A 21939-nucleotide genomic window follows, 5' to 3' on the forward strand; every position below is an offset into this window, starting at 1 on the left:
GAAATTTTATCCAAAAGCGCAAGGGTGGAATTTAGCCAATAAAATCTGAAATGGAATTTTTATCGACGAAATTCCGTAAGTTAAAATTTTAGGATTGAATTTAAAGGCGTTAAATTCATCATAATTTAAACCTCGTCGCAAGATTCTACTAAAACTTAGTAAAGCCTTGCGACGAAGCTAGCCTTACCCGACACACCGCAAAGCCACCGAGCATCAAGGCTCTATGAAAGCAGTGCAATGCCTCAAATATGAAAATTCTTAGAATTTATAATTATATCCTGCGTAAACGCCGTATTTTTTACCGTCGTTATCTTCGATATAATCGCCGTTTTTGTACCACGCTTTGCTTGCTTTAAAGCCCATTTCAATCTCGCTATTGGAGCCAAACTCATACGCGGTACCTATCTTGCCACCCAAAATGAAGCCACCCAGCGTATCGTCCGCTCTAACCCAGCCGCCATTGCTATAGTCTATTTTAACTTCAGTATCTAAAACCGAAAGCCCAGCGTAAGCGCCTAGGACGAGCTTAAATCTGCCGAAAAGCTCCGGCGTAAAATCCGCACCGGCTACGAAATCGTGCGTGCTCCATTTAACCTTTCTTTTCGAATTGGCATTCGAACTGGAATCCTCGCCCTTAAATCCATAAAAATATCCGCCGTAAGCTCTAAACGTGCCAAAGTCATATCCGGCTTTAACGCCGATTTGTGGCTGTCCGTCATCAAAACCTGCGGCTTGGTTTTTGAAATTGTATCCGCCCTCGCCGCCTATGAAAAGCCCCTCCGCCATCGCGCTTACTGCAGCTAAAGAGCCAAGAAACGCCACTTTTGCAACTAAATTTCTCATTTTTACTCCTTTCGATGAAATTTTATCTTAATGATAGCGACACGCTTCGAAACCTAGGCTAAATTTAAAGTAAATACATAACATTTACGATTTTTAATGACAAAATTTTGAAGTATTTTTATAATTTATTTATAGCCAGTATAAATTCTAAATCTAAGCATATAGCTTGCATTATAAATTTTATCGCTTAGTAACATACGCTTTGTAAAAGCACAATGCAATAAGAATTTACGCAATATTCCTCTGAATATAAATTTATCTTAATAACTTGTAAATCCGCGCAGAATTACTTAAATAAACGGGCTCAAATAGATCTTTATCATAGTTTTCCAGCACAAAAAGTTGGATGAAGGCTGACTCAAAGACCTTTTTATCTAAGATTAAAATTCTTTGGTAATCCGGTAAAAATATCACGTAAAGATTAGAATTTTTATCTATCTGCTTAGATAATTTGACGAGTTTGCCGTTTACTTCGCCCACTTGATAATATGAATTAATAGGCATTCTTTTACCATCATAGATTAGGTATTCAGGATCGATGCTAGGCAGCGTGCATTCATCATTTATTATGATACTCTCTCCATCTTTACCCATTCTAATATCATAACCCACATGAATAAATGGCGTCCAAGATTCTTTACCTGTTTCTATATCTACGGTAGAAAATTTTAAGATATTAGGCAATATATCTATCATCTGTGGTACGAAATAATAATATATATCCCTAGTTTTCTGTGGAAGCTTAAAATTTTTATCGTTTAAAGAACTTAAGAATTTATTGATATCCGCTTCGGCATAATCTTTTTGAATTTGATATAGGTTTAGTTTAAATTTATCTTCCAATTTAGGATCAAAGTTTTTACCTTGCGACTTTTGTGTATATTCGACATTAAGTCTTGCCATATTAGCAGAGCTTACCTCATCTTTATTAAAGGAAAACGCACTCATAAAAGTATATTCTCCCGCCTGTCTACCTCCGGGATCAGCTACTACTTTTACATCGGAGTAATATCTGATTAAATATCCGTAATCCCACCACGATAGCACGTAATCCTCTCTGCTGGCTTTATTTTTTAGCTCCGCAAGAGGCACTATGGAGTCTTTCGTAAGCGTAGGCGCAACTCGGAATTTATAAATAAAATCTATGCTAGGTATTAGCACCAAACAGGTTAAAATAGCCAACAAAGTACTTCTAAGCCAAGTGCGTATTTCAAAGTAATTCAGCGTGAAATATATAAAATAAGCAAATCCAAGCGCTATCATCGGTGTAGCGTACATTGTAAAGCGAGTTCCGCCGAAAAGTGCTAAAACTCCAAGCGCTATCATCGGTGAGGTTAAGATAAACGAACGGAATTTTATCAGCAGTAGAGCCAGCCCTCCTACGGCGCATATAAATATAAATAAATGCCCACTAGATTCAAGCACAAATTTCATGAAATTAGCGTTTTCTACCTCATTAACCGTATTTCTAACGCCATAGAAGTAGAAAATTTCCTCTTTGCTTACATCCTTTAAGATATAGGCTTTAAGCCGCAAAATTATAGGCGCAAGTCCGCCGAATATGATAAATATAACTGCGACGATCACACCCAAAATCCAAAGAGCCTTTTTGCTTTTATGGCTTGGAATTTTAATCATTAAAAAATATAAAAACGCAATGAGTGCAATCTTAAGCAATAAAATATAGTTTACGATTATTGTCTCGCCTTCGTAATACGCGCCAAAATTTATAACTGCAACGACCATAAGAATAATTGCTTTGTAATTTTCCTCATTGTGTCTATTAAAAATCAAAGTATAGATTAAAAATATCACTATAATCGCCATATTTAGAGAATACGAGCTAGGATACCACCAATCATAAATCACCATAAAAACGGCAGGTAAAATAAAGCTACTTTGCTCGCCTCGCTCTATGAGCCTAATCAAAGCCCATAGCGTTAGCAGCGGCATAGCAACATTTAACATATCGCTATCAAAATATCCGCCCAAAGTCCTGACATAATACCCCGGCAGCACGCAAGCAAGCAGCGCCGCGATGATGCCGGCGCCCAGGATCTTATACTCTCTTGCTATCAAAATAATCGGCACGACCACCAGCGGCGCGAAAAACACGCTCATGTAGATCGTAATGCTATTTAGGCTGACGGGCAAAATTTTGCTAAGTAAAAATGCTAGAGTTGGGATCGACGCACCATATGGGCTAAGATCGCCCGGCTGGTGAAAGCCCGCTATCATATCGCGCGCACCCTCGGCGTTTGCAAAGGCGTCGTTCGTGGTCATGATGAGCTCGCCGTCAAAAGAAAACTGCTCGATCCCGCTAGCCCAATATATCCAAAAAAACCTGCACGCCACGCCAAATATATAAACCAGCATCATGATCAGAAAAATATCCATACGTGAGCATTCGCCGTTTGTAATTCTAAATTTTTGCATCTTTTTCCTTGATTTGTCGTTTGAAGTACCGAGCGGCAGGGTTAAAATTTGCCTCTACAAATTTTACTCGCTTTATCGCGTCCACACTAAATTTTAACGACATTGTTTAATTTTCGTTTATTATAGCAGAATTTACCTGATTTACGATGCAAAATGTAGAAATTTATACGACAAATTACTGCGAATGGCGCGAGCAAACCGAAATTTAATCCATTTCGCTCGCGCTATAAAGTGTGGGATTTACGCGATTTAATACGCGTCGCACATAAATTTGCAGACGGTTTTCGTGCGCAGATTGAGCATGATCGAGCTTAGGCATCTGCCGTCCTTATTGCCACTTAGTAGGCGCACGGCATCGCCCTCTTTCCACTGCGTGCTGTCGCCCTCGATGGTCCTATAATGCGCGCCGTTAATGACAAGCGACTCGCCGCCTTTTAGCGTTTTATCGATCTTCAGGTCGCTTGCGATCTGGCTTAGATCGCCTTTTAGGGCATTTGCGATTAGTTTTTCTTCGGCCTGCTCATGCGTCTTCATCGAGCTTTTAGCAAAGTCCGGTACCTGCACAGTTTCGGTCTGAGCCGAAGCAAAAGCGGCTAGCACGCAAGCGGCGTAAATTAGTTTCATATTTTCTCCTTAATTTTTTCAAAATTGCGGCGATTATAGCAAAGTTTACTTAAAAATTTCGGTCTAAATTTAGCTAGAGTTTAAATTTAAGAAACCGCTCGTTTGTTTAAAACAGAACCAAACGCGACGACAAATTATAAAATTTCGCCGCAATTTAAAATTTACTTATTAAAATACGCCGCGAGTGCGCTTAGCCAAACAAACAGAGCTATGATCCAAGACATCGTCCACGGCGTACCCGCAGAAAACGCCGCAAGCATCGCCGATGAGAGGATGCCGCTGCCGTATTGCAACGAGCCGATGAGCGCAGCGGCCGAGCCCTTCATCTCCTGCGGCACGCTATCAAGAGCGGCGGCATTGGAGCAAGAAGCGATGATGCCGTTCATACTAAAAACGAAAAACATCGGGATTATCACGCCAAGAACGCCGCCCGTTTTGAAAAACGTAAACGTAAACAGCACGCTGGCAGCAAGCGCGGCAACGAGCGTGGAGACTATGAGCAGGTGATTTAGCGCATAGCGCTTTACCAGCTTTTTATTTACGAAACTTAGCGCCATGACGCCTACGATGTTTATGCCGAATAAAAATCCGTAGTATTTGCTAGGAATGCCGAAATAATCGATATATACAAACGATGAGCCCGTGATAAAGGCATAGGCGGCTACGTAGAAAAACGTCACGCTAAGAGTGTAGCGCATAAATTTGACGTCTTGCAATAATCTTAGATAGTTTCTAAAAGACGATACGATGGGCTTTGTGGAGCGCTTTTGCGGCGGCAAGGTCTCCGGTAGAGAAAAAATCATCGCAAACATAATCGCGCTAGCTAGCGCCATCAGCCAAAATATCCCATGCCAAGAGCCAAACTCCAGTATCGCGCCGCCCAATAACGGACCCACTATCGGCGCTATCGCCATGATAATAACTAGCGTAGAGAGCATCTGCGCGGCCTGCGAGCTACCGAAAAGATCGCTAATCATCGCCCTGCTTAGCATCGGTCCTACGCACGCGCCCACGGCCTGAAACACGCGCCAGAACACTACGCTAGCCATATTGTCCGACATCGCGCATCCTACTGATCCGATCGCAAAGAGCGCCATACCGATAAAAAGCGGGATTTTACGCCCGGTCCTATCGCTGATAGGCCCCCAGACGAGCTGCGCGATAGCAAAGCCGATCAAAAAGCCCGTTATCGTGAGCTCCGAGTCTCCGTGCAGCTGCCGCTCCATCGTAGGCATAGCGGGCAGATATACGTCCGTAGATAGCGATGTGCACGCCATAAGCGCACTTAGCACGACTAAAAAAGATAGTGAAGTTTTTGAGGAGTTCAAATTTTTCCTTTTGTTGTTATTTGAGTGGGCGCAGAGTTTGCACGACTAGAGATTGAGAGCTTTAAATTTAAACGCTTTTCGGTGCGGAAGCTTAAATTAAATTTAATGTAAAATTTGAATGCTAACGGTGCAAAATTTAAACTAGAAATTTAAATACGGTAGATCAAAGCGCGGTATTTTTTCGCTAGACGCGGCAAATTTTACCTTGCAAATGAGGCGAGCTGTATGCCCCCGTCGCAGTGAAGCAAGGTAAAATTTAACAAAGTATAGCGGAAAAAGATAAGCCTAAATTTAGACTTCATACCTCTCGCCGGGTTTCATTTCGATTATCTCCCACGGCAAGCCCTGTTTATTTAGCTCGTCCATGAAAGGCTTGGCGTCGAAATTCTCCATATTAAAGACGCCTTTTCCGCTCCAAATGCCCTTTGCGACCATCATCGAGCCGATCATCGCAGGCACGCCCGTCGTGTAGCTCACCGCCTGCGCACCCGTCTCAGCGTAGCAAGCCTCGTGGTCGCAGACGTTGTAGATATAGACTTGGCGCTCTTTACCGTCTTTTAAGCCACGTATCACGCAGCCGATGTTTGTTTTGCCCTTCGTGCGAGGGCCGAGGCTTGCAGGATCCGGCAGTAGCGTCTTTAAAAACTGTATCGGTACGATTTTCACGCCGTTATGCTCTACCTCGTCGATGCGTAGCATGCCGACGTTTTCTAGGCACTTCATATGCGTGAGATAGCTCTGCCCGAAAGTCATAAAAAAGCGGATTCGCTTCAGCCCTTTGATGTTTTTAACGAGGCTTTCTAGCTCCTCGTGGTAGAGCAGGTAGCTGTCCTTGACGCCTACTTTCGGGTAGTCCCATTTAAACATTATTTCCATCGGCCCCGTTTCTTTCCACTCGCCGCGCTCCCAGTAGCGGCCTTTTGCGCTTACTTCGCGCAGGTTGATTTCGGGGTTGAAATTCGTCGCAAACGGATAGCCGTGATCGCCTGCGTTGCAGTCTAGGATGTCGATCTCGCCGATCTCGTCAAAGAGATTTTGCTGCGCGTAGGCGCAAAATACATTTGTCACGCCAGGATCAAAGCCGCTTCCCAGCAGCGCCATCGTGTTTGCGGCTTTAAACTCGCCGTCCTTCGCCCACTGTAGCTTGTATTCAAATTTGGCGGTGTCGGGGTGCTCGTAGTTTGCGGTGTCGATGTATGGTATGCCGGCGCGAGAGCACGCGTCCATGAGGGTTAGGTCCTGATACGGCAGCGCGACGTTTAGCAGTAGCTCGGCACCCGTTTTTTTGATGAGCGCGACCACGGCATCGGTGTCGTCCGCGTCGATCTGGGCGGTGTCGATAGCGACGCCTAGGCGGTCTTTGATAAGCTTAGCGATCGCGTCGCATTTGCTTTTTGTGCGGCTTGCAAGGGTGATCTTGCTAAAAACGTCCGCGTTCATCGCGCATTTTACGGTCGCGACTTGGCTCACGCCGCCCGCGCCTATGATTAAGATATTTGACATTTAAGCTCCTTTAAATTTTAAATTTTGTTGCAATTTTAGCAAATTTAAGATGAATTTTAAGAGGTGGGGTGTGATTAATCATAAAGTTGGCTATGGCTAGCGTGGAGCGCAAGCTCGCTCTAACAAGAGCGCCGAAAGCGGCGTGTACTAAAATTTCACCCAGATAGCGGCATGCCGATTGACGGCGGCACGAGATTAAATTTCCGCCCTGCATCGCGCGATAAAATTTTAAGCTTTAAAGGGCTAGTTTAAATTTAACATTCCGCAACAAGGCGTGGAGAATTTAAAATTTAAAGCTCGCCCGCTTCGCCATAAAATTTATCGCGCCTTTTGCCCGATGTACGGCAAAACCGTATACCGCGGCTAAATTTAGCGCTTTAGCGAACAGCGGTTTAAAAAGTAGCAAGCTGGACAAAATCCCGTGACACCCACGATAAAGGGCACTAGTCCGACCAGCCCCCACCAGCTGCTAAACAACGGCTTTTGCAATCATTATCGCTAGTCCGATCAGCGCTTTTATTATCCTAGTTTTTCTGCTTAGCATTGCGTTTTCACTTCTTTGTTTTTACATTTTACACGTATTAATGCTTAAAATTTTTAAAGTAAGCAATGGCAGCAAATCGCCACATAGCGTATCATCTTTGAGCCCGCCTTCCTATATACGCGCCTTGGTTAAATTCGGCTTCGTTTAATTATCTTTTCTTTTGCGTAAAAGTGCGATCCGACAAAATTTGCGTGCCTGAGGAGTGAAATTTTATTCGAGCTCGACTTAAAAATTTCGACAAGCGTAAAACAAGGCAAACTCGAATGCAGGCGGGCAGTAGGGTAAAATTTGTGTATCAAAGGATAAAAATTTACATGTAGCTTTAAATTTGGAATTACGATAAATTTAACCGAGCGGAATTCTATCGTTGTAGAAAGTTTGCCTAAATTTAAACTTGCCTTGTGTTTTGAGCGTCTAAATTTATGCTCCTTGCAGCAAAGAGGCATAATGCGGACGTAATATTTACGATCGAAGCGACACCTGATCTCACGCCGTAGCGTTAAAATCAAATTTCGTAGCGATAAATTTTGCCGAAATTTTCATCCAGAGTGTAGCTAAACTCGCCGCCTGCGTAATAGATTGTCTCGCCGCTCTCCAGCTCGAAGCGCTGATAGACGCGCAGCACGACCTCGTTTTCGCTGATGCCTTGGACGTGGATAAAGATATCGCTCTTTCTGCCCGCGGTCATCGCCATCTGGTAGAGCTGATTAAATAGCGCGTATTCCGGATCTTTCTCGGCATCCTCTTGAGATAAAAAGCCCTCCAGCACGCCCAGCATCTCCGCGCGAAATTCCGTCCTGGCGCGCGCATAGGCGTTTTGGATATTTTCGATCTGGTTGGTATCGAGTAAATTTAAAAGCGAATGTTTGCCCACGTAAAGCGTCGCGCTCGATGTGATTTTGCCATCCTTGTCGGTCACTAGTCGCAGAGCTTTCTCTACGCGCCACAAGGCCTCTTTTAGTTCGAGCCCGCTTTCAATTTCAATTTTCATCATATATCCTTTATCAAGAGTGCGGAATTTTAGCGTGAAATTTTAAATTTTAAAGACAAACTTCGCGATCAGATACGCCATATATAGCATCAAAACTCCCACTAGCGCGTCGATTATGCGCCACGCTCTGCTACTTGCAAAAAGCTTTGAAAGCGCCCGCGAGCCGTAGCCCAAGCCGAAAAACCATGCAAACGATACGAACATAACTCCCACGTAAAACCACGGCTTTTGGGCATCTGCGATCGTAGCGCCGAGTGAGCCCACGACCACGACGGTGTCTAAATACGCGTGCGGATTTAGAAGCGTCACCGCGAGAGCCTTGGCTACGACGGGCGCCAGCGGGCTATTTGCCGAGTTTTGAATCTTGGCAAAATGCGAGCCCTTATAGGCGCTAAAAAACGAGCTTAGCGCGTAGCAGAGCAGAAATATGATCCCGCCTATGCCTAAAATTTGGGTAAGAAGCGAGCCCTGCTTAAGAGCGCCGCCGATTAAAAATATCCCTACGGCCGTAAATACGGCATCGCTTAGCGCGCAAACCATGCAAACAGCCGCGACGTGGTTTTTCGCAAGGCCTTGGGAGATGACGAAGATATTTTGCGCGCCGATAGCAACGATGAGCGAGAGCATCAGCGCGGCTCCTTGCAAGAAAATTCCGATCGGTAAGGAGTTCAAAGCCGCGCCTCTACTTATTTTTACTTTCGCAGGCGGAGTTTTGCATCGCGGTATCGACGGCATCATAGCTAGCCGCTGCCGCACTTTCAGGCGCAGCGTCAGGCTTGTTATCGTCCGCAGAAATTTTCGAGGCGGAATTCTCGGCGCCTATGAAATTTTCGCCTGCGCAGGCGCTATTTAAGGAAGCGGTACCATTCGGCGCGGCGGAGCTTTGTTCGTTTAAATTTGAAGCGCCCTTCAAATTCTGCGCGCCGTTTGAATCAGCGGCGCCATTAGAATTTTGTGCGATGGAATTCTGCACGGCGTAGGAATTCTCCGCGCCTAAATTTTGTGCGCCGTAGGAATTTTGCGTATCGGAATTTTCATCGCGGAGGTTTTTAGCTTTAAAATTTTTACCGCTACTCGCGCTTTTTTTAGAGCCCTTGGCGCCCTTGCGAGTTTTTGGAGCAGTTTGCTCTTCCTCAGGGCTTTGCGAAAGACCCGCTTTTTCGCGCAAAATTTTACTCAGCTCGTAGATCGAAATTTCAAACGAGCCCGGCAGTGTGGCCTCCGTGTCGCTGTAAAATCGCAAAAAATTAAAGCGGTCCTGCGCCTGCGGCGCTTTTTTGAATACAAAATTTAAAAGCTCCGTTTTGTTTCTGCCCGCGACGAAGGTTTTTGTGCCTAAATTTGCTATATCTTTATATTCGAAGCTCTCGGAATTTGCCCCGCGCACGATCGTAAAAGCATCCTCGCCGATCTGCAAATAATTTTTCGCGCCGAGTCTGAGCGCGCAAAAAAACGCGCAAAATGCCGCCACTACGGAAGCAAAAAGCGCCGCGCCGCCAAAGCCCGCGTGGTAGCAATATCCGCTAGCGAGCGCCAAAATCGTCGATCCCGCCAGCGTCATCGCTACGGGCTTTTTATTCTCTTTTACTATCATCTTCCCTGCTTAATCAGTTGTCTTATATATTCGTAAATTTTAAAATTTAGCGCATCCATTACCGAGTCTTTAGAGCCCGGATTTTTGATGCTTTGGTAGTTAAGGTTCGTTACGTAATCCTTCCACGCGCCCTTGTTTTTAACGCTTATGTAGAGGCTAATCTGCGAGTCGTAGAAGTAGTCTCTGTAATAATCGTCGTCGTCCCAAGGATCATAACCAAACGGCATTCCCCAGCCTACGCCCACGCCAGTATATCTATAATACCTGCCAAAGCCCATACCGAAGCTAAATCTCGGATTATCCCACGATCTGCGCGAAAAATCCGCCTTGCGAAAGTAGTTGAGATTGCCGCCGATTTGGACGTTCGCCGCGCCTTTATTTACGACTTTAAATCCGTCCGCACGCAGATGCTGGATCACTACTTGGGTTAAATTTGAATCCGTCGTAGAGGTATTGGTGAAATTTACGCTTATGAGCTTATCCTGCGGAAATTCCATAATGTGAAGCGGCTCGGAAGTGCGCACGATACCGCTATTTACGGGCACGTTTTTAGAGCAGCCCGTAAAAATCAAAAACGCCGAAATGACCAAAAAAAGTGAAATTTTATTTTTCAAGACGGATCCTTTCGCTTAAGATTTCAAATCCTAAATTTGAGTGATTGTAGCATAAATTTAAAATTTTAATGTCAGTAAGGAGTGATTTTTTGAAATAATATAACGATCGATACGCAGGAGCGGAGATTTTCAAATAAAATTTCGCGCCGAGCGACCGCTAAATTTAAAGCCGTCGCTCGGTTGAAATTTCTGCGAAAAGAGACGGAATTTTAAAACCGGAGGAGTTTAAAATTCCACAATCTTATAGGCTCACGCCGCGCGTAAGTACGCGCTTGCGATAAACCTCCGAAACTCTGCTCGCGTCGCCCACGATTAGAGCGTTCGTGCAACAGATCGCCGCGCACATCGGAACCTTGCCCTCTGCGATGCGGTTTTGACCGTATTTATGCAGTTCCTCGTGCGAAAACGTAGGCTCCGGTCCACCCGCGCACATAGTGCACTTATCCATCGCGCCTTTGATACCGAAAGCTCCGTCTCTAGGGAATTGCGGAGCACCGAACGGACACGCGTAGAGGCAGTATCCGCAGCCGATACATTTATCTTTGTCGTGTAAAACGACGCCGTCGGTTCTGATATAGAAGCATTGAACCGGACAAACCTGCGCGCAAGGCGCATCGGTGCAGTGTTGGCAAGCGATAGAGCTTGAAACCTCCTGCCCCTCTATGCCCTCGTTTAAAGTGATAACCTTGCGCCTATTGATCTGCACGGGAACCTCGTGCGCCGAGCTGCAGGCTACCTGGCAACCATAGCAAGCGATGCAACGCTCGACATCGACGTAAAATTTTAATCTTGCCGGCATTTTATCTCCTTATGCTCTTTCTAGTCTGCAAAGACCGGCGTTAAATTCCGAAATTTGCGTATTTATGTCAAAGCCGTAATTGGTAATCGTATTTGAGCTCTCGCCTCTGATATATGGCTTAGTACCCTCAGGATAGCGCTCGCTTAGATCCTCGCCCTGGAAAATTCCCGCGAAGTTATACGGCATAACAATACGATCAGGCGTAACGGCGTGCGAATAGATGCACTTGACTTTGATCTTCGTGCCTTGCGGCGAATGAATCCACATCATCTCACCATCTTTGATACCTTTATCAGCGGCAAGCTTAGGATTTACGTGCGCAAACATCTCCGGAGTAATCGCCGAAAGATACTTGCTCGTGCGCTCGATCATACCTGCACCGCTTAAATTTACGAGCCTTAGCGAGCTCACGATAGTAGGGAAATCCTTGCTCCAATCCTGCTTTTTCTGCTCGGAGATAAATCTCGTAAAGACGCGGAAATTTCGTTTTTGATCCGCAAAGGTCGGATATTTCTCCACCAAATCCCATCTAGGCGAGTGGATCGGCTCGCGATGCTTTGGAATTTGATCCGCAAACTGCCAAACCTTCGCTCTTGCTCTTGCGTTTCCGCAAGGACAAATTCCAAACTCGCGACATTTCTTAGCGATAATGCCACTATAATCTGTGCTCCACGTAGGCCCCATCTTGGTTTTTTCATCCTCGCTTAGCGTGATGCCTAAAACCTGTTCGATATTTGCCTTGGTAATCTCCGCATGACCGCCTGAAATTTTTGATCCCGGAAGAGTAATGCTCTCGTCGGCTAGCTGCGAAACGCCGTCGTGCTCTAAGCCAAAGCGGTTTCTAAATCCCATACCGCCGTCAGCATAAGGCTTAGTTACGTCGTAAAGGATCGGCGTGCCCGGGTGTTGCGTATCCCAGCAAGGCCATGGAAGTCCGTAGTATTCGCCCTCGACCTCGCCGCCTATGCCGCGCAAAGTATCGGGATCAAATAGATGCCAGTTTTTCTGCTGTCTACGAAATCTAGCTGCGGTGCGTCCGTTATTTCCAATACTTTGAGTATTGCGTGCAATCTCATCGGTAGCGTCGTCAGGCCAAACAAAATCGTCTTTAACCTGCTTAAGCTCGCCGTCAACGATGCCCATCTTCATGCCGCGAACATATTCGTCGTAAAAGCCGAATTTTTTCGCGAATAAAAACATTACTTCTTGATCCTCTTTGCTCTCAAATAGCGGCTTAACGATCTGAGTTCTCCACTGGCCGCTGCGGTTTGTAGCGCTTAGATGACCTTCGCTCTCAAACTGCGTAGCTACCGGCAAAACATAAATTCCATCCGGTCTATCGTTTAGAATCGCCACTTCGTTTAAGAACGGCTCAGCGACTACCAGCATATCGATCTTGCCTAATGCTTCTTGAGTCTCTCGAACGTGCGCCATAGAAGTAATTCCTGTGCCTTGCACCCAAAGGACGCGGACGTTGCCACTACTTAAAACGGGCTCGTTTTTCAAAACGCCCTGCCACCATTTAGATAGCGAAAAGCCCTTTTCATTGCGCCAATTTATCACATCTTGCTCGATGCTCGGATCGTAGTGAAAATACTCGGTAAAATTCGTACCAGGCACTTTTTCACCCTGCTTTTCGTGCGGCTGCTTAGTAGAGACGGCAAATCTTTTAATAAACTGTTCGTAATCTACGCCCCAGCCCTTGCAGAAGTGCTTCCAAGCGTTATCGGCTAGCCCGTAATACGCAGGCAAGCTATCGGAGAGATTGCACATATCGGTAGCGCCCTGAACATTATCATGGCCTCTAAGGATGTTGCAGCCGCCGCCCGGCTTGCCCATATTGCCTAGTATGAGCTGCAAAAGAGCCAAAATTCTAGTATTTGAACTTCCGATCGAGTGCTGCGTGATACCGAGCGCCCAGCATAAAGTAGCGGGCTTTGTGGTAGCAAACATCCTCGTAAATTCTATCAGTTCCTCTTCCTTGCAACCGGTGACATTGGCTACCTCTTTAGGATCCCACTTCTCAGCTTCCGCCTTGATCTCATCTACAGCGTAGGTTCTGGTTTTTATTAGCTCTTTGTCCTCCCAGCCGTTTTTGAAGATTAGATGCAGCATTCCGTACACAAACGCTATATCAGTTCCCGGACGAATTCTAATATACATATCGGCCTTAGCCGCAGTTCTAGTAAAATTTGGATCGACGACGACGATTTTCGCACCGTTTCTATCGCGAGCCTGAAGAGCATGCTTCATAGCTCCCACTGGATTTGCAACCGCGGAATTCGCACCTATAAAAAGGATCATTTTAGAATTTTTCGCCATATCTCCTACGTGATTTGTCATAGCTCCATAACCCCAAGTATTCGCCACACCGGCGACTGTTGCGCTATGTCAAATTCTAGCTACGTGGTCGTTGCTGTTCGTACCCCAAAAGGCTGCAAATTTTCTAAAATAATATGCCTGCTCGTTGCAAAATTTAGCCGAACCCAGAAATACCACACTATCTGGACCGTCCTCTTTGCGGACTTGAAGCATTTTATCGCCGATTTCGTTAACGGCTTGCTCCCAACTGATGCGCTCCCACTTGCCGCCAACCTTTTTGAGCGGATATTTAAGACGCATTTTAGATTTGGTTAGATCGATTTGATCGATTCCTTTACAGCAGTGACTGCCTTGCGAGATCGGGTGATCTACTGCCATATCTTGGCGAATCCAGGTATTGGTGCTCTCATCCACTTGAGCCTCGATACCGCAGCCTACGGAACAGATCGAACATATCGTTCGCTTCATAACGGAACCTGGAAATGGGTTTTTGATCTCTTGCTCAGTAGCGGCTCTTAGCGTATTATTTTCGCCAAATGCAGCTACGCTGCTCGCTCCTAAAGCGGCGAGTTTCAAAAACGATCTCCTTCCGATCGCATTCTCACTCATGAAAATTCTCCTAGTAAGCTACTTTATAGTATTTTTTCCACGCTTCACTCTCCCAGTAAAGCACCTCTTTTTTCGGTGATTTGCCACGAACGGTATCGCCATAATCCTGCTCGCTTTTTGCTAGAGCCTGAGACGCGGCAACGCCCACGGCACCTACCGCGCCGATTTTTAGAGATTTTTTAAGAAAATCCCTGCGTTTGTTCTCCATGGTTTTCCTTTGTGAAGAAATCGCTTTAAATCTTTTATTGTAGTAACGCCTGCTACAGGATTTAAATCTAATGAATTATAACGAAAAGGCAGTGAGATGGAAATTAAATTTTAAGTTACTTTTTAAATTTTATTTAAAATTCAAAATATAAAGTTCTAACTAAAAAACTACTCGCAAAACTCGAGCTTGCAAGTTTAAAATTTAACCGAAATTCTACTTTTGCGTTAAGATTTCCGTTAAAAATTTTATTTATCAATCCAGATCAAAAATATCTTCCGGATTGGTAAATTTATTTTGATAGCCGCCTTTTTTGATCGCTTCTTTAACGACGCTACGATCTTTCTTTTGCGGAGCAGCTATAGCTAAAAGCGAGCGTTCTAGCGCAAAAAAGCTTCTCATTAATGCGCCTAATGATTTGAAAAAATCCGCCCGCACATGCCCACACAAAAGCTCGCTAAACTCATCCACAAAGCTATTGGTAACATTCGTAAAAAGCTCTAACGCCAGCGCTTCACCGTCTTGCGCGCCGACGAAATTTTTAGCGTATTGCGAATTCGCAGCATTTTTGCCGTCCTGCGAGTCCGTAAAATTTTTACTATTCTGCAAACCTGCAGAATTTTTTCCGTCTTGCGCCGTCAAGCTCGCGCTATTCGTAAAATTTTGCTCGTTTATCACGGAATTTTGTCCGTTTAAAACCGCGCTGTGTTTTGCAGCCGCGTCGCGCAGCAGAGTCGAATGCAGGTAAAAAATAAATCCCACATAGTCCTCGCACTCTTTGCAAAGCTCCATATTGCGGCGAAATTTACTCTTTTTTAGCACGTCGATTACCGCGACACGCATACGTCCATCGTCGCGTCCCTCGTCGTAGAAGCTCGCACTCATCGGCACGTTGGCGTATGAAAAATCAAAAAGCACGGAGTTTTGCTCGCTTTTAAACGCTGCAAAATCGAATTTCGCCAAATTTTGAAATTCCGCCTCATCGCTAGGCACAATGGGCGAGCTGCGTAAAAACTCCAGCTGCTCCTTCCAGCGCTTAAATTTCGCATCCGTTTCATAGAAAAAAAACGGAATTGCAAAAAATTCGTAGTAGTAGCTTCTTGCTTGAAGTAGATTCGCATCCATTACATTGCCCCTTTTCTAGCATCTTCTATCTGCTTTTTTATCATTATTTTCGCCTTGCAATCGCCGCAGCAAAAAAGAGTCTTCATCTTTTCAGGCTCGTTTGCAAAATGCGCGCCCATCATCTCCGCGATCTTCATCACGGCTTTGCTCGTCGCAAATTCCTTGCCGCATTCGATGCACTTAAAAAGCTCGTCTTTGGCTAGCATTTTGTAATTAAAAAATCCAGACTCAAGCTCCACGCCACAAGGCTGAAGCTCGATCGTATCCTTTTCGGCGCAGCTTAGCACGCAGTAGTTGCACGTCGTGCAAAGCGAAGCGTTGAGCTTAATCGAATTGTCGCTGTTATCGGCATACAGCGCGCCGGTATTACAGGCACCCACGCAGCTAAGGCATAGCGTGCAGCTTGCTTCGTTTATACTTACTTTGCCAAATTTTAGTAACTCTCCGCTTTTTACGACGCCGAAGCTACCATCGCCAACCATCGCGCTTACGCGTTTGGAAAAAATTTCTTTTTTGCTAAGGCCCTGATCGTTTAAACTAAACGCCCACGGCTGAGAGCTTTGCGCCCACTTTAGCGCCTCTTGCAGCTCGGCTAAATTTCGCGCTAAAAATACCGCGTCCTTGCCGTAGATCGCGCGCGAAATTCCATTGATAAGCTCCGCCGCCTCGCGCGTACCCTCGCCCACGTCTGCGCCGTAAACGATCACACTCGAGCCGCTTTCTTGCATCGCGCTTAGCAAATTTACCTCATCTATTTGCTTGCTTCCAAAAATTCCAAACGGTAGCACGCCGCACGGAAGCTGCACTGCGGGTGCAGACTCGATTTCGCTCTCTGCGATGAGAAGCGGAATTTTGCCTGCATAGAGCTTTGCGATCTCGCCAAATACGCTTTGGGGCAGCTTGGCAAATTTCAGCGCGCCGCTAGGGCAGACGCTCACGCACGCGCCGCAACCGATGCAATCGATGTACGAAAATACTAGCTCGCGCTTTTCGTCATTTTTCAAAATCGCCACTGTGGGGCAAACCTCTACGCACGGCGCTCGCAGCTCATTTCGCCTGCCGTGATATTGACAGATCGCGGGATCGAAGATCGTGGAATTCTTATAATGATAAACCGGGCTTTTGGAATTTAAAATTTCTAAAATTTCATCGTCTTTTAGCCCCGAGATCTCGTAGCAGCCGCTTTGTCGCAGTTGATAGGGCGCTGCGCCGCTAATCAAGAAAAAATCTGCCTCGGTCTCAACCTCATCTCGCTCGCTTAAAATCGTAACCGCAAGATCGCCAATCTCGCCATAGACGAACTTAATCTCGGCCCTGCTTAACGCGATCACCTTAAATCCATGCTGCTTAAGTAGCCTCACAAGCTCCTCTCGCGGCTCATCACAGGCAAGAATCACGTTTTTGCCGACGGGCTTTTGATAGTCGCTATCTAGCGCGCCGTCGAAGGCTGCGGCGGCGGCTTCGTATAAAATATCTACGTTTTGCGCGATTAATAGCGGCTCGTCTTTGGTATTTGCGATATAAAAATTTATCTGCGGCGCGTAAATTTGAGCCTTTAATTTAGGCGAGTTGGCGACGATAAATTCCTCGTTTTTCGCCCCCTCTTCATCGCCGCAAATTTCGATATCGTCGCTTAAGACGACATCTTTTAGCCCCGCGGCGTAAAATCCATGTTCTTTCATAATCTATCCTAAATTGATAATTAGGCGGGTTTTACTCTTATTTTCTAAACAGCTTTTAAATTCTGCACTTAAAGTAAATCGAATTTAAATTAATAATTCTATAGATAAAGCAAAATCAAAGCTTTAAATGATAAAATCGCCTAAATTTTAAGGCATCGGGGTCGCAATGCAACGAATCAAACTACCCAAAATCGACAAAATCGCAAACGCGCAGGAGTTTCAAAACTGCCTCCGCCCGCAAATCATCAAAATCGCGCAAGAGCTTATTGAACAGGAGCGCCAAAAGGCGCTGCAAGGAGGCGAGCTCGCAAGCGAAAGCGAGATCATCGCGCGCATCAAATCGCGCTACGAAAAATTTCAAAATCTAAGTCTTAAGCCGCTCATCAACGCAACCGGCGTCGTGCTGCACACAAATCTCGGCCGCAGCGTCATCAGCGCCGAAATTTTAGCCCGCGCGCAAAAGATCATCACCTCGTATTCAAATTTAGAATACGACCTATCCGAGGGCGCGCGCGGCAACAGATACGACTACATAGCGCTTTTGTGCAGCGAGCTCTTCGGCGCGCAGGACGCGCTCGTGGTCAATAACAACGCTGCGGCGGTATTTTTGGTGCTAAATACCTTCGCGAGCGGACGCGAAGTCGTGGTAAGCCGCGGCGAGCTAGTCGAGATCGGAGGGAGCTTTCGAGTAAGCGAAGTGATGGCAAACTCCGGCGCAAAGCTTGTGGAGATCGGCACTACGAACAAAACCAAGCTGGACGATTACGAAGAAGCGATCAATGAAAACACGGCGATCTTGATGAAGGTACACCGCTCAAATTTTAAAATTTCGGGTTTCAGCTCGAGCGTAAGCGCTGCGGAAGTTGCGGCTTTAGCGCGAAAAGCGACGCGCAAAAAAGAGGAATTTTTAGCGCTTAGAGCGGCAAATTTTAAAAATTTAGAAAATCTTTGCGGCGGCTCGTCGGATGCGACGGGCGAAATTTTAAATTCCGCGCCGAATAGTTTAAACTTAGCGGATAGTTCTGCGAATGCTCTAAATTTAAATAGCGGCGAGCCGTCCAAAAGGAGCGAGTGCTTTCATGAAGAGGGAGAGAGCGAAATTCCCGCTAAAGCTTCTAAAATTGCTCCTACAAAATTTAGCATGAAAAAAGCGGAAAGCTTTAACGAGATCATCGATTACTACGATCTTGGAAGCGGCTACGCGAGCGAGCTGGGATTTGGGCTAGGCAAAAGCGAGCCATCTATTTTTGAGCTTTTAAAAAGCGGCGTGCGGCTGCTTAGCTTCAGCGGCGACAAGCTTTTCGGCTCCGTGCAGTGCGGCATCATCCTAGGAGATCGGCAGCTTATCGCGCGCCTGCGCAAAAACCAGCTACTGCGAATGCTGCGCGTGGATAAGATCACGCTAAGCCTGCTAGCCGAGACGATCAAGGCGTATATAAATAAAGAATTTCACCTCATCACGACGATAGATCAGATCCATCTGAGCCTGGACGAGCTGCGTGAGCGAGCGGAGCTAGTGCAATCGCGCATAAGCGTAAAATCGCAGATCGTGCCTACTACCACCTTCGTAGGCGGCGGCACGATGCCCGGCGCCTCCTACCCTAGCGTCGCGCTTGCGATACTTGACGGCGCAGACCCGCAGAGCACGCAGGCAAAATTTCGCACTGCGGGCATAATCGGGCGGATCGAGGATGATAAATTTTTGCTCGATTTCAGATCGATTTTAAAAAGCGACTTACAAGATTTAATAAAAAAGATCGGAGAAATTTATGAATAGCGTAATCATAGGCACCGCAGGCCATATCGATCACGGAAAGACCGCGTTAATCAAGGCACTAAACGGCTTTGAGGGAGACCGGATGCCAAGCGAAAAAGAGCGCGGCATCACGATCGATCTTAGCTTTTCGCATCTGCGCTCGGGGGATACCAACGTCGCCTTCATCGACGTTCCGGGGCATGAAAATCTAGTAAAGACGATGATTAGCGGCGCGTATGCCTTCGACGCTGCGATGCTAGTAGTCGCCGCGGACGACGGGCTAATGCCGCAAAGTAAAGAGCATATTCAAATTTTATCGCTGCTCGGGGTAAAAAGCGTGATCCTGTGTATCAGCAAGTGCGATCTTGCGGACGACGCGCGCAGATCCGAGGTTGCGACGCAGTGCAGGGAATACATCGGCAAATTTAAAAATTTGCAAATTTTAAACACCTTTTTTATCAGCATAAAAGATCCCGCAAGCATTGCCGAGCTGAAAAACTATCTCTTTAATATCAAGCCTGCGCAGCGTCAAGGAGGCGGCGTGGTGCACTACTACATCGACCGCGTCTTTTCGCTAAAAGGGCTTGGCACCATCGTAACGGGCAGCCTCATTAACGGCGCGATTTCAAAGGGCGAGAAGCTTTATAACTGTGATCTGGGCAAAGCTTTTAACGTCAAAAGCGTGCAGATCCACGACGAGGACACGCCGCTGGCGCAAGCTCCAAACCGCGTCGCACTGAGTTTAGATGCCAAAACGAGTGAGCTGCAAAAGGGGCAAATTTTAACCAAAAAAGGCTTTTTCCGCGGCTTTAATGAAGCCGACTGCACCTTTAGCGGCGAAATTTCACACAACCAAGACGTGCTGTTTTGTGTCGGAAGTAAGCAAAGTGCGGCAAAAGCGCTCATTTTAAAAGAACTTCCTAGCGGCGAGAAGCTCGTAAGCTTTAAATTTGACAAAACGATGTTTTTGAAATTTGACGAGCCTTTCGTCTGCCTGGCAAACTCGCGCGTAATCGGCGGCGGACGCGTGCTAAACGCCGTAGTTGAGCCGCTAAAAAAGCAGAGCAAAGCCGTGCTTCTCACCGCGCTTTTGAAGCGAAATTTCACCGAAGCGTTTAAAATTTTAAGCCTCTTTCACAAGCATGGATTCGGGCTATTTTCGGCGTATCAGCGCTTCGGAATGGAGTATGACGAAGCGGTAAAAATCGCACGCGGCATAGAAGGGACGTATTTTGACGAAGCAAATCTATGCGTTTACGATCTAAGCGCGATCGAGGATGTAAAAAGCCTCATAAAATTTATCGTCTCAAAAAACGACTACGCGATCTTTTCGCCCGCCTCGATCGCTCTAAAGCTCTCGTGGGCCAGCGAAGATCTTGCCGCGCGTGCGCTTAGCGAGCTTGAGCGAGGCGGCATCGTCTCCAAAAAGGGCGGGGTTTACGTAAAATCGGGGGTGGATTTTGATGCGCTTAAGCAGAGCCTGGAGAGTAAAATTTTTGATCTCATCAAAAAGGGCGGCATCGCGCCGCTTGCACCGTATAACATTTACGACGAGCTGGAGATTGATCGCGAAAGCGGCGATGACGCGCTAAAGAAGCTAACATACGCCAAAAAGGTCGTCCGTCTCGCGCACAATCTTTTCGTCGAGGCCGAAAATTTAGCCCTGGCGATCAAGCGCCTTTACGCAATCATCGAAAAAGAGGGCTTCGTAAACGTCACGAACGCTAAAGAGGAGCTGGGACTTAGCAGAAAATTCGTCATCTGCTACCTCGAATACCTCGATAAGATGGGAAATATCGTGACGATCGACAATAAACGCTATTTAAAAAAGTAAAAATTTAAAATTTTGCACTACAATGCGCGGGATTTTTTGCAAAGGAAAAAAATGAAAAAAGCTATTTTAACTTCAGTTGCGCTCGCAGCGAGCCTAAACGCGGCTTTAAGCGACAGCGAAATTTTATCTATCTACGGCGGCGCGCCTCAAGGCATCGAAATAAAGGTCGCCGAGCGCATCCCACTTAGCGAGCCAAAGGGCGTCGAGGCGGTCGTTTTAAAGATTTCTCAAGGCAATATGTCGCAAGAGGAGATCATCTTCACCCAAGGCGATCTGATCTTTACCGATATCATCGATCCTAAAAAACGCGTAGTCTATAAGGAGCAGATCAAACAAGACCGCATCGCAGGACAGCTAAGTAAGGTCTTCAAAGCAGAGAGTAAAGACAATATCATCAAGCTAGGAAACGATCCCAAAAAGCCTACGATTTTAATGCTAACAGATGCTTTGTGCCCATTCTGCCGCAAAGAGATGGCAAGGATCGAAGAAACGCTAAAAAATAACAATGTTGATATCGTCATGACCTCCGTTCACGGCGACGACGGCCACGCAAAATCCGCACTCATCTATAAAGAGATCAAAAATGCTAAAACCGACGAGCAAAAGATAGCGGTTTTTAGAAAATACTACGCTGAAGATAACAAAGCAGGCGCCAAAGACGTAAGCGCTGCCGAGCTAAATGCTGCAAAAGCCCTAGCTGCCAAATACTTCGGTGCGGGGGTAAACTCGGTGCCTTACATCATCGAACTAGACAAGCTAAAATAATCTCTCTTAAATTTTGCGGAGCGATCCGCAAAATTTCGCTTCTTTCACCCAATTTCGGTAGCTTTCAATCAATCTAAATTTTGCCTCGAATTATGAATACTGCCCCTTTGGAGTTCTTGCAATTCCGCTGCTTTTAAAAAATGCTCAAGTTACGCTGCGTATAGAATTTTAAAATCCTTTACGTATGAAACGCGATCCGAAAAGTCTTAAACGGGCAAAATTTTAGAATTTTAAAAAATCCTCAGCATCCGCGCAAAATTCCGCAGCAGCGATTCTATCTCGTTGCTTCGCATCCAAAACGGCGCAAAAATTGTCTTACATGGAATTTCAAAGTAGAAATTATGCGAGCAAAAATCTTACGGCCG

18 protein-coding genes are annotated in these 21939 nt (G+C 46.0%); 3 read left to right on the forward strand and 15 right to left on the reverse strand.

All coding sequences use genetic code 11. The features are described from left to right. Positions 1–258: 258 nt before the first annotated feature. From CGRAC_RS09730 to CGRAC_RS09805, 15 genes are all read right to left on the reverse strand, one after another. The gene (locus tag CGRAC_RS09730) at positions 259–843 is read right to left on the reverse strand and encodes a hypothetical protein (protein ID WP_005871126.1); all 585 of its coding nucleotides are present in this window, start codon (positions 841–843) and stop codon (positions 259–261) included. A gap of 255 nt (positions 844–1098) precedes the next feature. Then, a complete protein-coding gene (locus tag CGRAC_RS09735) occupies positions 1099–3279 on the reverse strand; it encodes an STT3 domain-containing protein (protein ID WP_005871125.1) in 2181 nt (726 codons plus the stop codon). Positions 3280–3528: 249 nt separating this feature from the next. Further along, a complete protein-coding gene (locus tag CGRAC_RS09740) occupies positions 3529–3903 on the reverse strand; it encodes a hypothetical protein (protein ID WP_005871123.1) in 375 nt (124 codons plus the stop codon). A 161-nt stretch (positions 3904–4064) separates the two neighbouring features. Next, the gene (locus CGRAC_RS09745; protein WP_005871122.1) at positions 4065–5231 is read right to left on the reverse strand and encodes a multidrug effflux MFS transporter; all 1167 of its coding nucleotides are present in this window, start codon (positions 5229–5231) and stop codon (positions 4065–4067) included. Between the two features lie 291 nt (positions 5232–5522). Then, positions 5523–6734, reverse strand: coding sequence for a saccharopine dehydrogenase family protein (locus tag CGRAC_RS09750; RefSeq protein ID WP_005871121.1), 1212 nt, complete (start codon positions 6732–6734; stop codon positions 5523–5525). 369 nt (positions 6735–7103) lie between these two features. After that, positions 7104–7223, reverse strand: coding sequence for a YgaP family membrane protein (locus CGRAC_RS12955; protein WP_198400800.1), 120 nt, complete (start codon positions 7221–7223; stop codon positions 7104–7106). 560 nt (positions 7224–7783) lie between these two features. After that, on the reverse strand, positions 7784–8269 hold the full coding sequence (locus CGRAC_RS09760; protein ID WP_005871117.1) for a hypothetical protein: 486 nt from the start codon (positions 8267–8269) through the stop codon (positions 7784–7786). Positions 8270–8311: 42 nt separating this feature from the next. Next, positions 8312–8941: a LysE/ArgO family amino acid transporter gene (locus CGRAC_RS09765; protein ID WP_005871115.1), complete on the reverse strand. Its 630-nt coding sequence runs from the start codon at positions 8939–8941 to the stop codon at positions 8312–8314. 10 nt (positions 8942–8951) lie between these two features. Then, positions 8952–9863 carry a hypothetical protein gene (locus CGRAC_RS09770; protein WP_005871113.1) on the reverse strand — a complete coding sequence of 304 codons (912 nt, stop codon included), beginning with the start codon at positions 9861–9863 and terminating at the stop codon, positions 8952–8954. Beyond that, the gene (locus CGRAC_RS09775) at positions 9860–10477 is read right to left on the reverse strand and encodes a hypothetical protein (protein WP_005871112.1); all 618 of its coding nucleotides are present in this window, start codon (positions 10475–10477) and stop codon (positions 9860–9862) included. The genes CGRAC_RS09770 and CGRAC_RS09775 overlap by 4 nt, the downstream gene beginning before the upstream one ends. 241 nt (positions 10478–10718) lie before the next feature. Next, complete coding sequence (fdh3B, locus tag CGRAC_RS09780) at positions 10719–11276, reverse strand: formate dehydrogenase FDH3 subunit beta (protein ID WP_005871109.1); 558 nt, start codon at positions 11274–11276, stop codon at positions 10719–10721. A gap of 9 nt (positions 11277–11285) precedes the next feature. Further along, positions 11286–14207 carry a formate dehydrogenase subunit alpha gene (locus CGRAC_RS09785; RefSeq protein WP_082170450.1) on the reverse strand — a complete coding sequence of 974 codons (2922 nt, stop codon included), beginning with the start codon at positions 14205–14207 and terminating at the stop codon, positions 11286–11288. Between the two features lie 10 nt (positions 14208–14217). Continuing rightward, positions 14218–14415 (reverse strand): twin-arginine translocation signal domain-containing protein, encoded by a 198-nt coding sequence (locus CGRAC_RS09795; protein ID WP_005871103.1) that lies wholly within the window; start codon positions 14413–14415, stop codon positions 14218–14220. 252 nt (positions 14416–14667) lie between these two features. Continuing rightward, a complete protein-coding gene (locus CGRAC_RS09800; RefSeq protein ID WP_005871100.1) occupies positions 14668–15537 on the reverse strand; it encodes a molecular chaperone TorD family protein in 870 nt (289 codons plus the stop codon). Continuing rightward, on the reverse strand, positions 15537–17219 hold the full coding sequence (locus tag CGRAC_RS09805) for a 4Fe-4S binding protein (RefSeq protein WP_050346348.1): 1683 nt from the start codon (positions 17217–17219) through the stop codon (positions 15537–15539). Before CGRAC_RS09805 ends, CGRAC_RS09800 begins: the two co-directional genes overlap by 1 nt. A gap of 166 nt (positions 17220–17385) precedes the next feature. On the opposite strand from CGRAC_RS09805, the gene selA reads away from it, so the two are divergent. Genes selA through CGRAC_RS09820 form a run of 3 tightly spaced genes read left to right on the forward strand, consistent with a single transcriptional unit; the run spans position 17386 to position 21574 of the window. Beyond that, a complete protein-coding gene (selA, locus tag CGRAC_RS12625; RefSeq protein WP_005871097.1) occupies positions 17386–18996 on the forward strand; it encodes an L-seryl-tRNA(Sec) selenium transferase in 1611 nt (536 codons plus the stop codon). Beyond that, the gene (gene selB / locus CGRAC_RS09815; protein WP_005871096.1) at positions 18989–20809 is read left to right on the forward strand and encodes a selenocysteine-specific translation elongation factor; all 1821 of its coding nucleotides are present in this window, start codon (positions 18989–18991) and stop codon (positions 20807–20809) included. The genes selA and selB overlap by 8 nt, the downstream gene beginning before the upstream one ends. 51 nt (positions 20810–20860) lie before the next feature. Continuing rightward, a complete protein-coding gene (locus CGRAC_RS09820; protein WP_005871095.1) occupies positions 20861–21574 on the forward strand; it encodes a thioredoxin domain-containing protein in 714 nt (237 codons plus the stop codon). Positions 21575–21939 lie beyond the last annotated feature (365 nt).

The sequence above is a fragment of the Campylobacter gracilis genome, from assembly GCF_001190745.1.
In the GTDB taxonomy this organism is placed as follows: domain Bacteria; phylum Campylobacterota; class Campylobacteria; order Campylobacterales; family Campylobacteraceae; genus Campylobacter_B; species Campylobacter_B gracilis.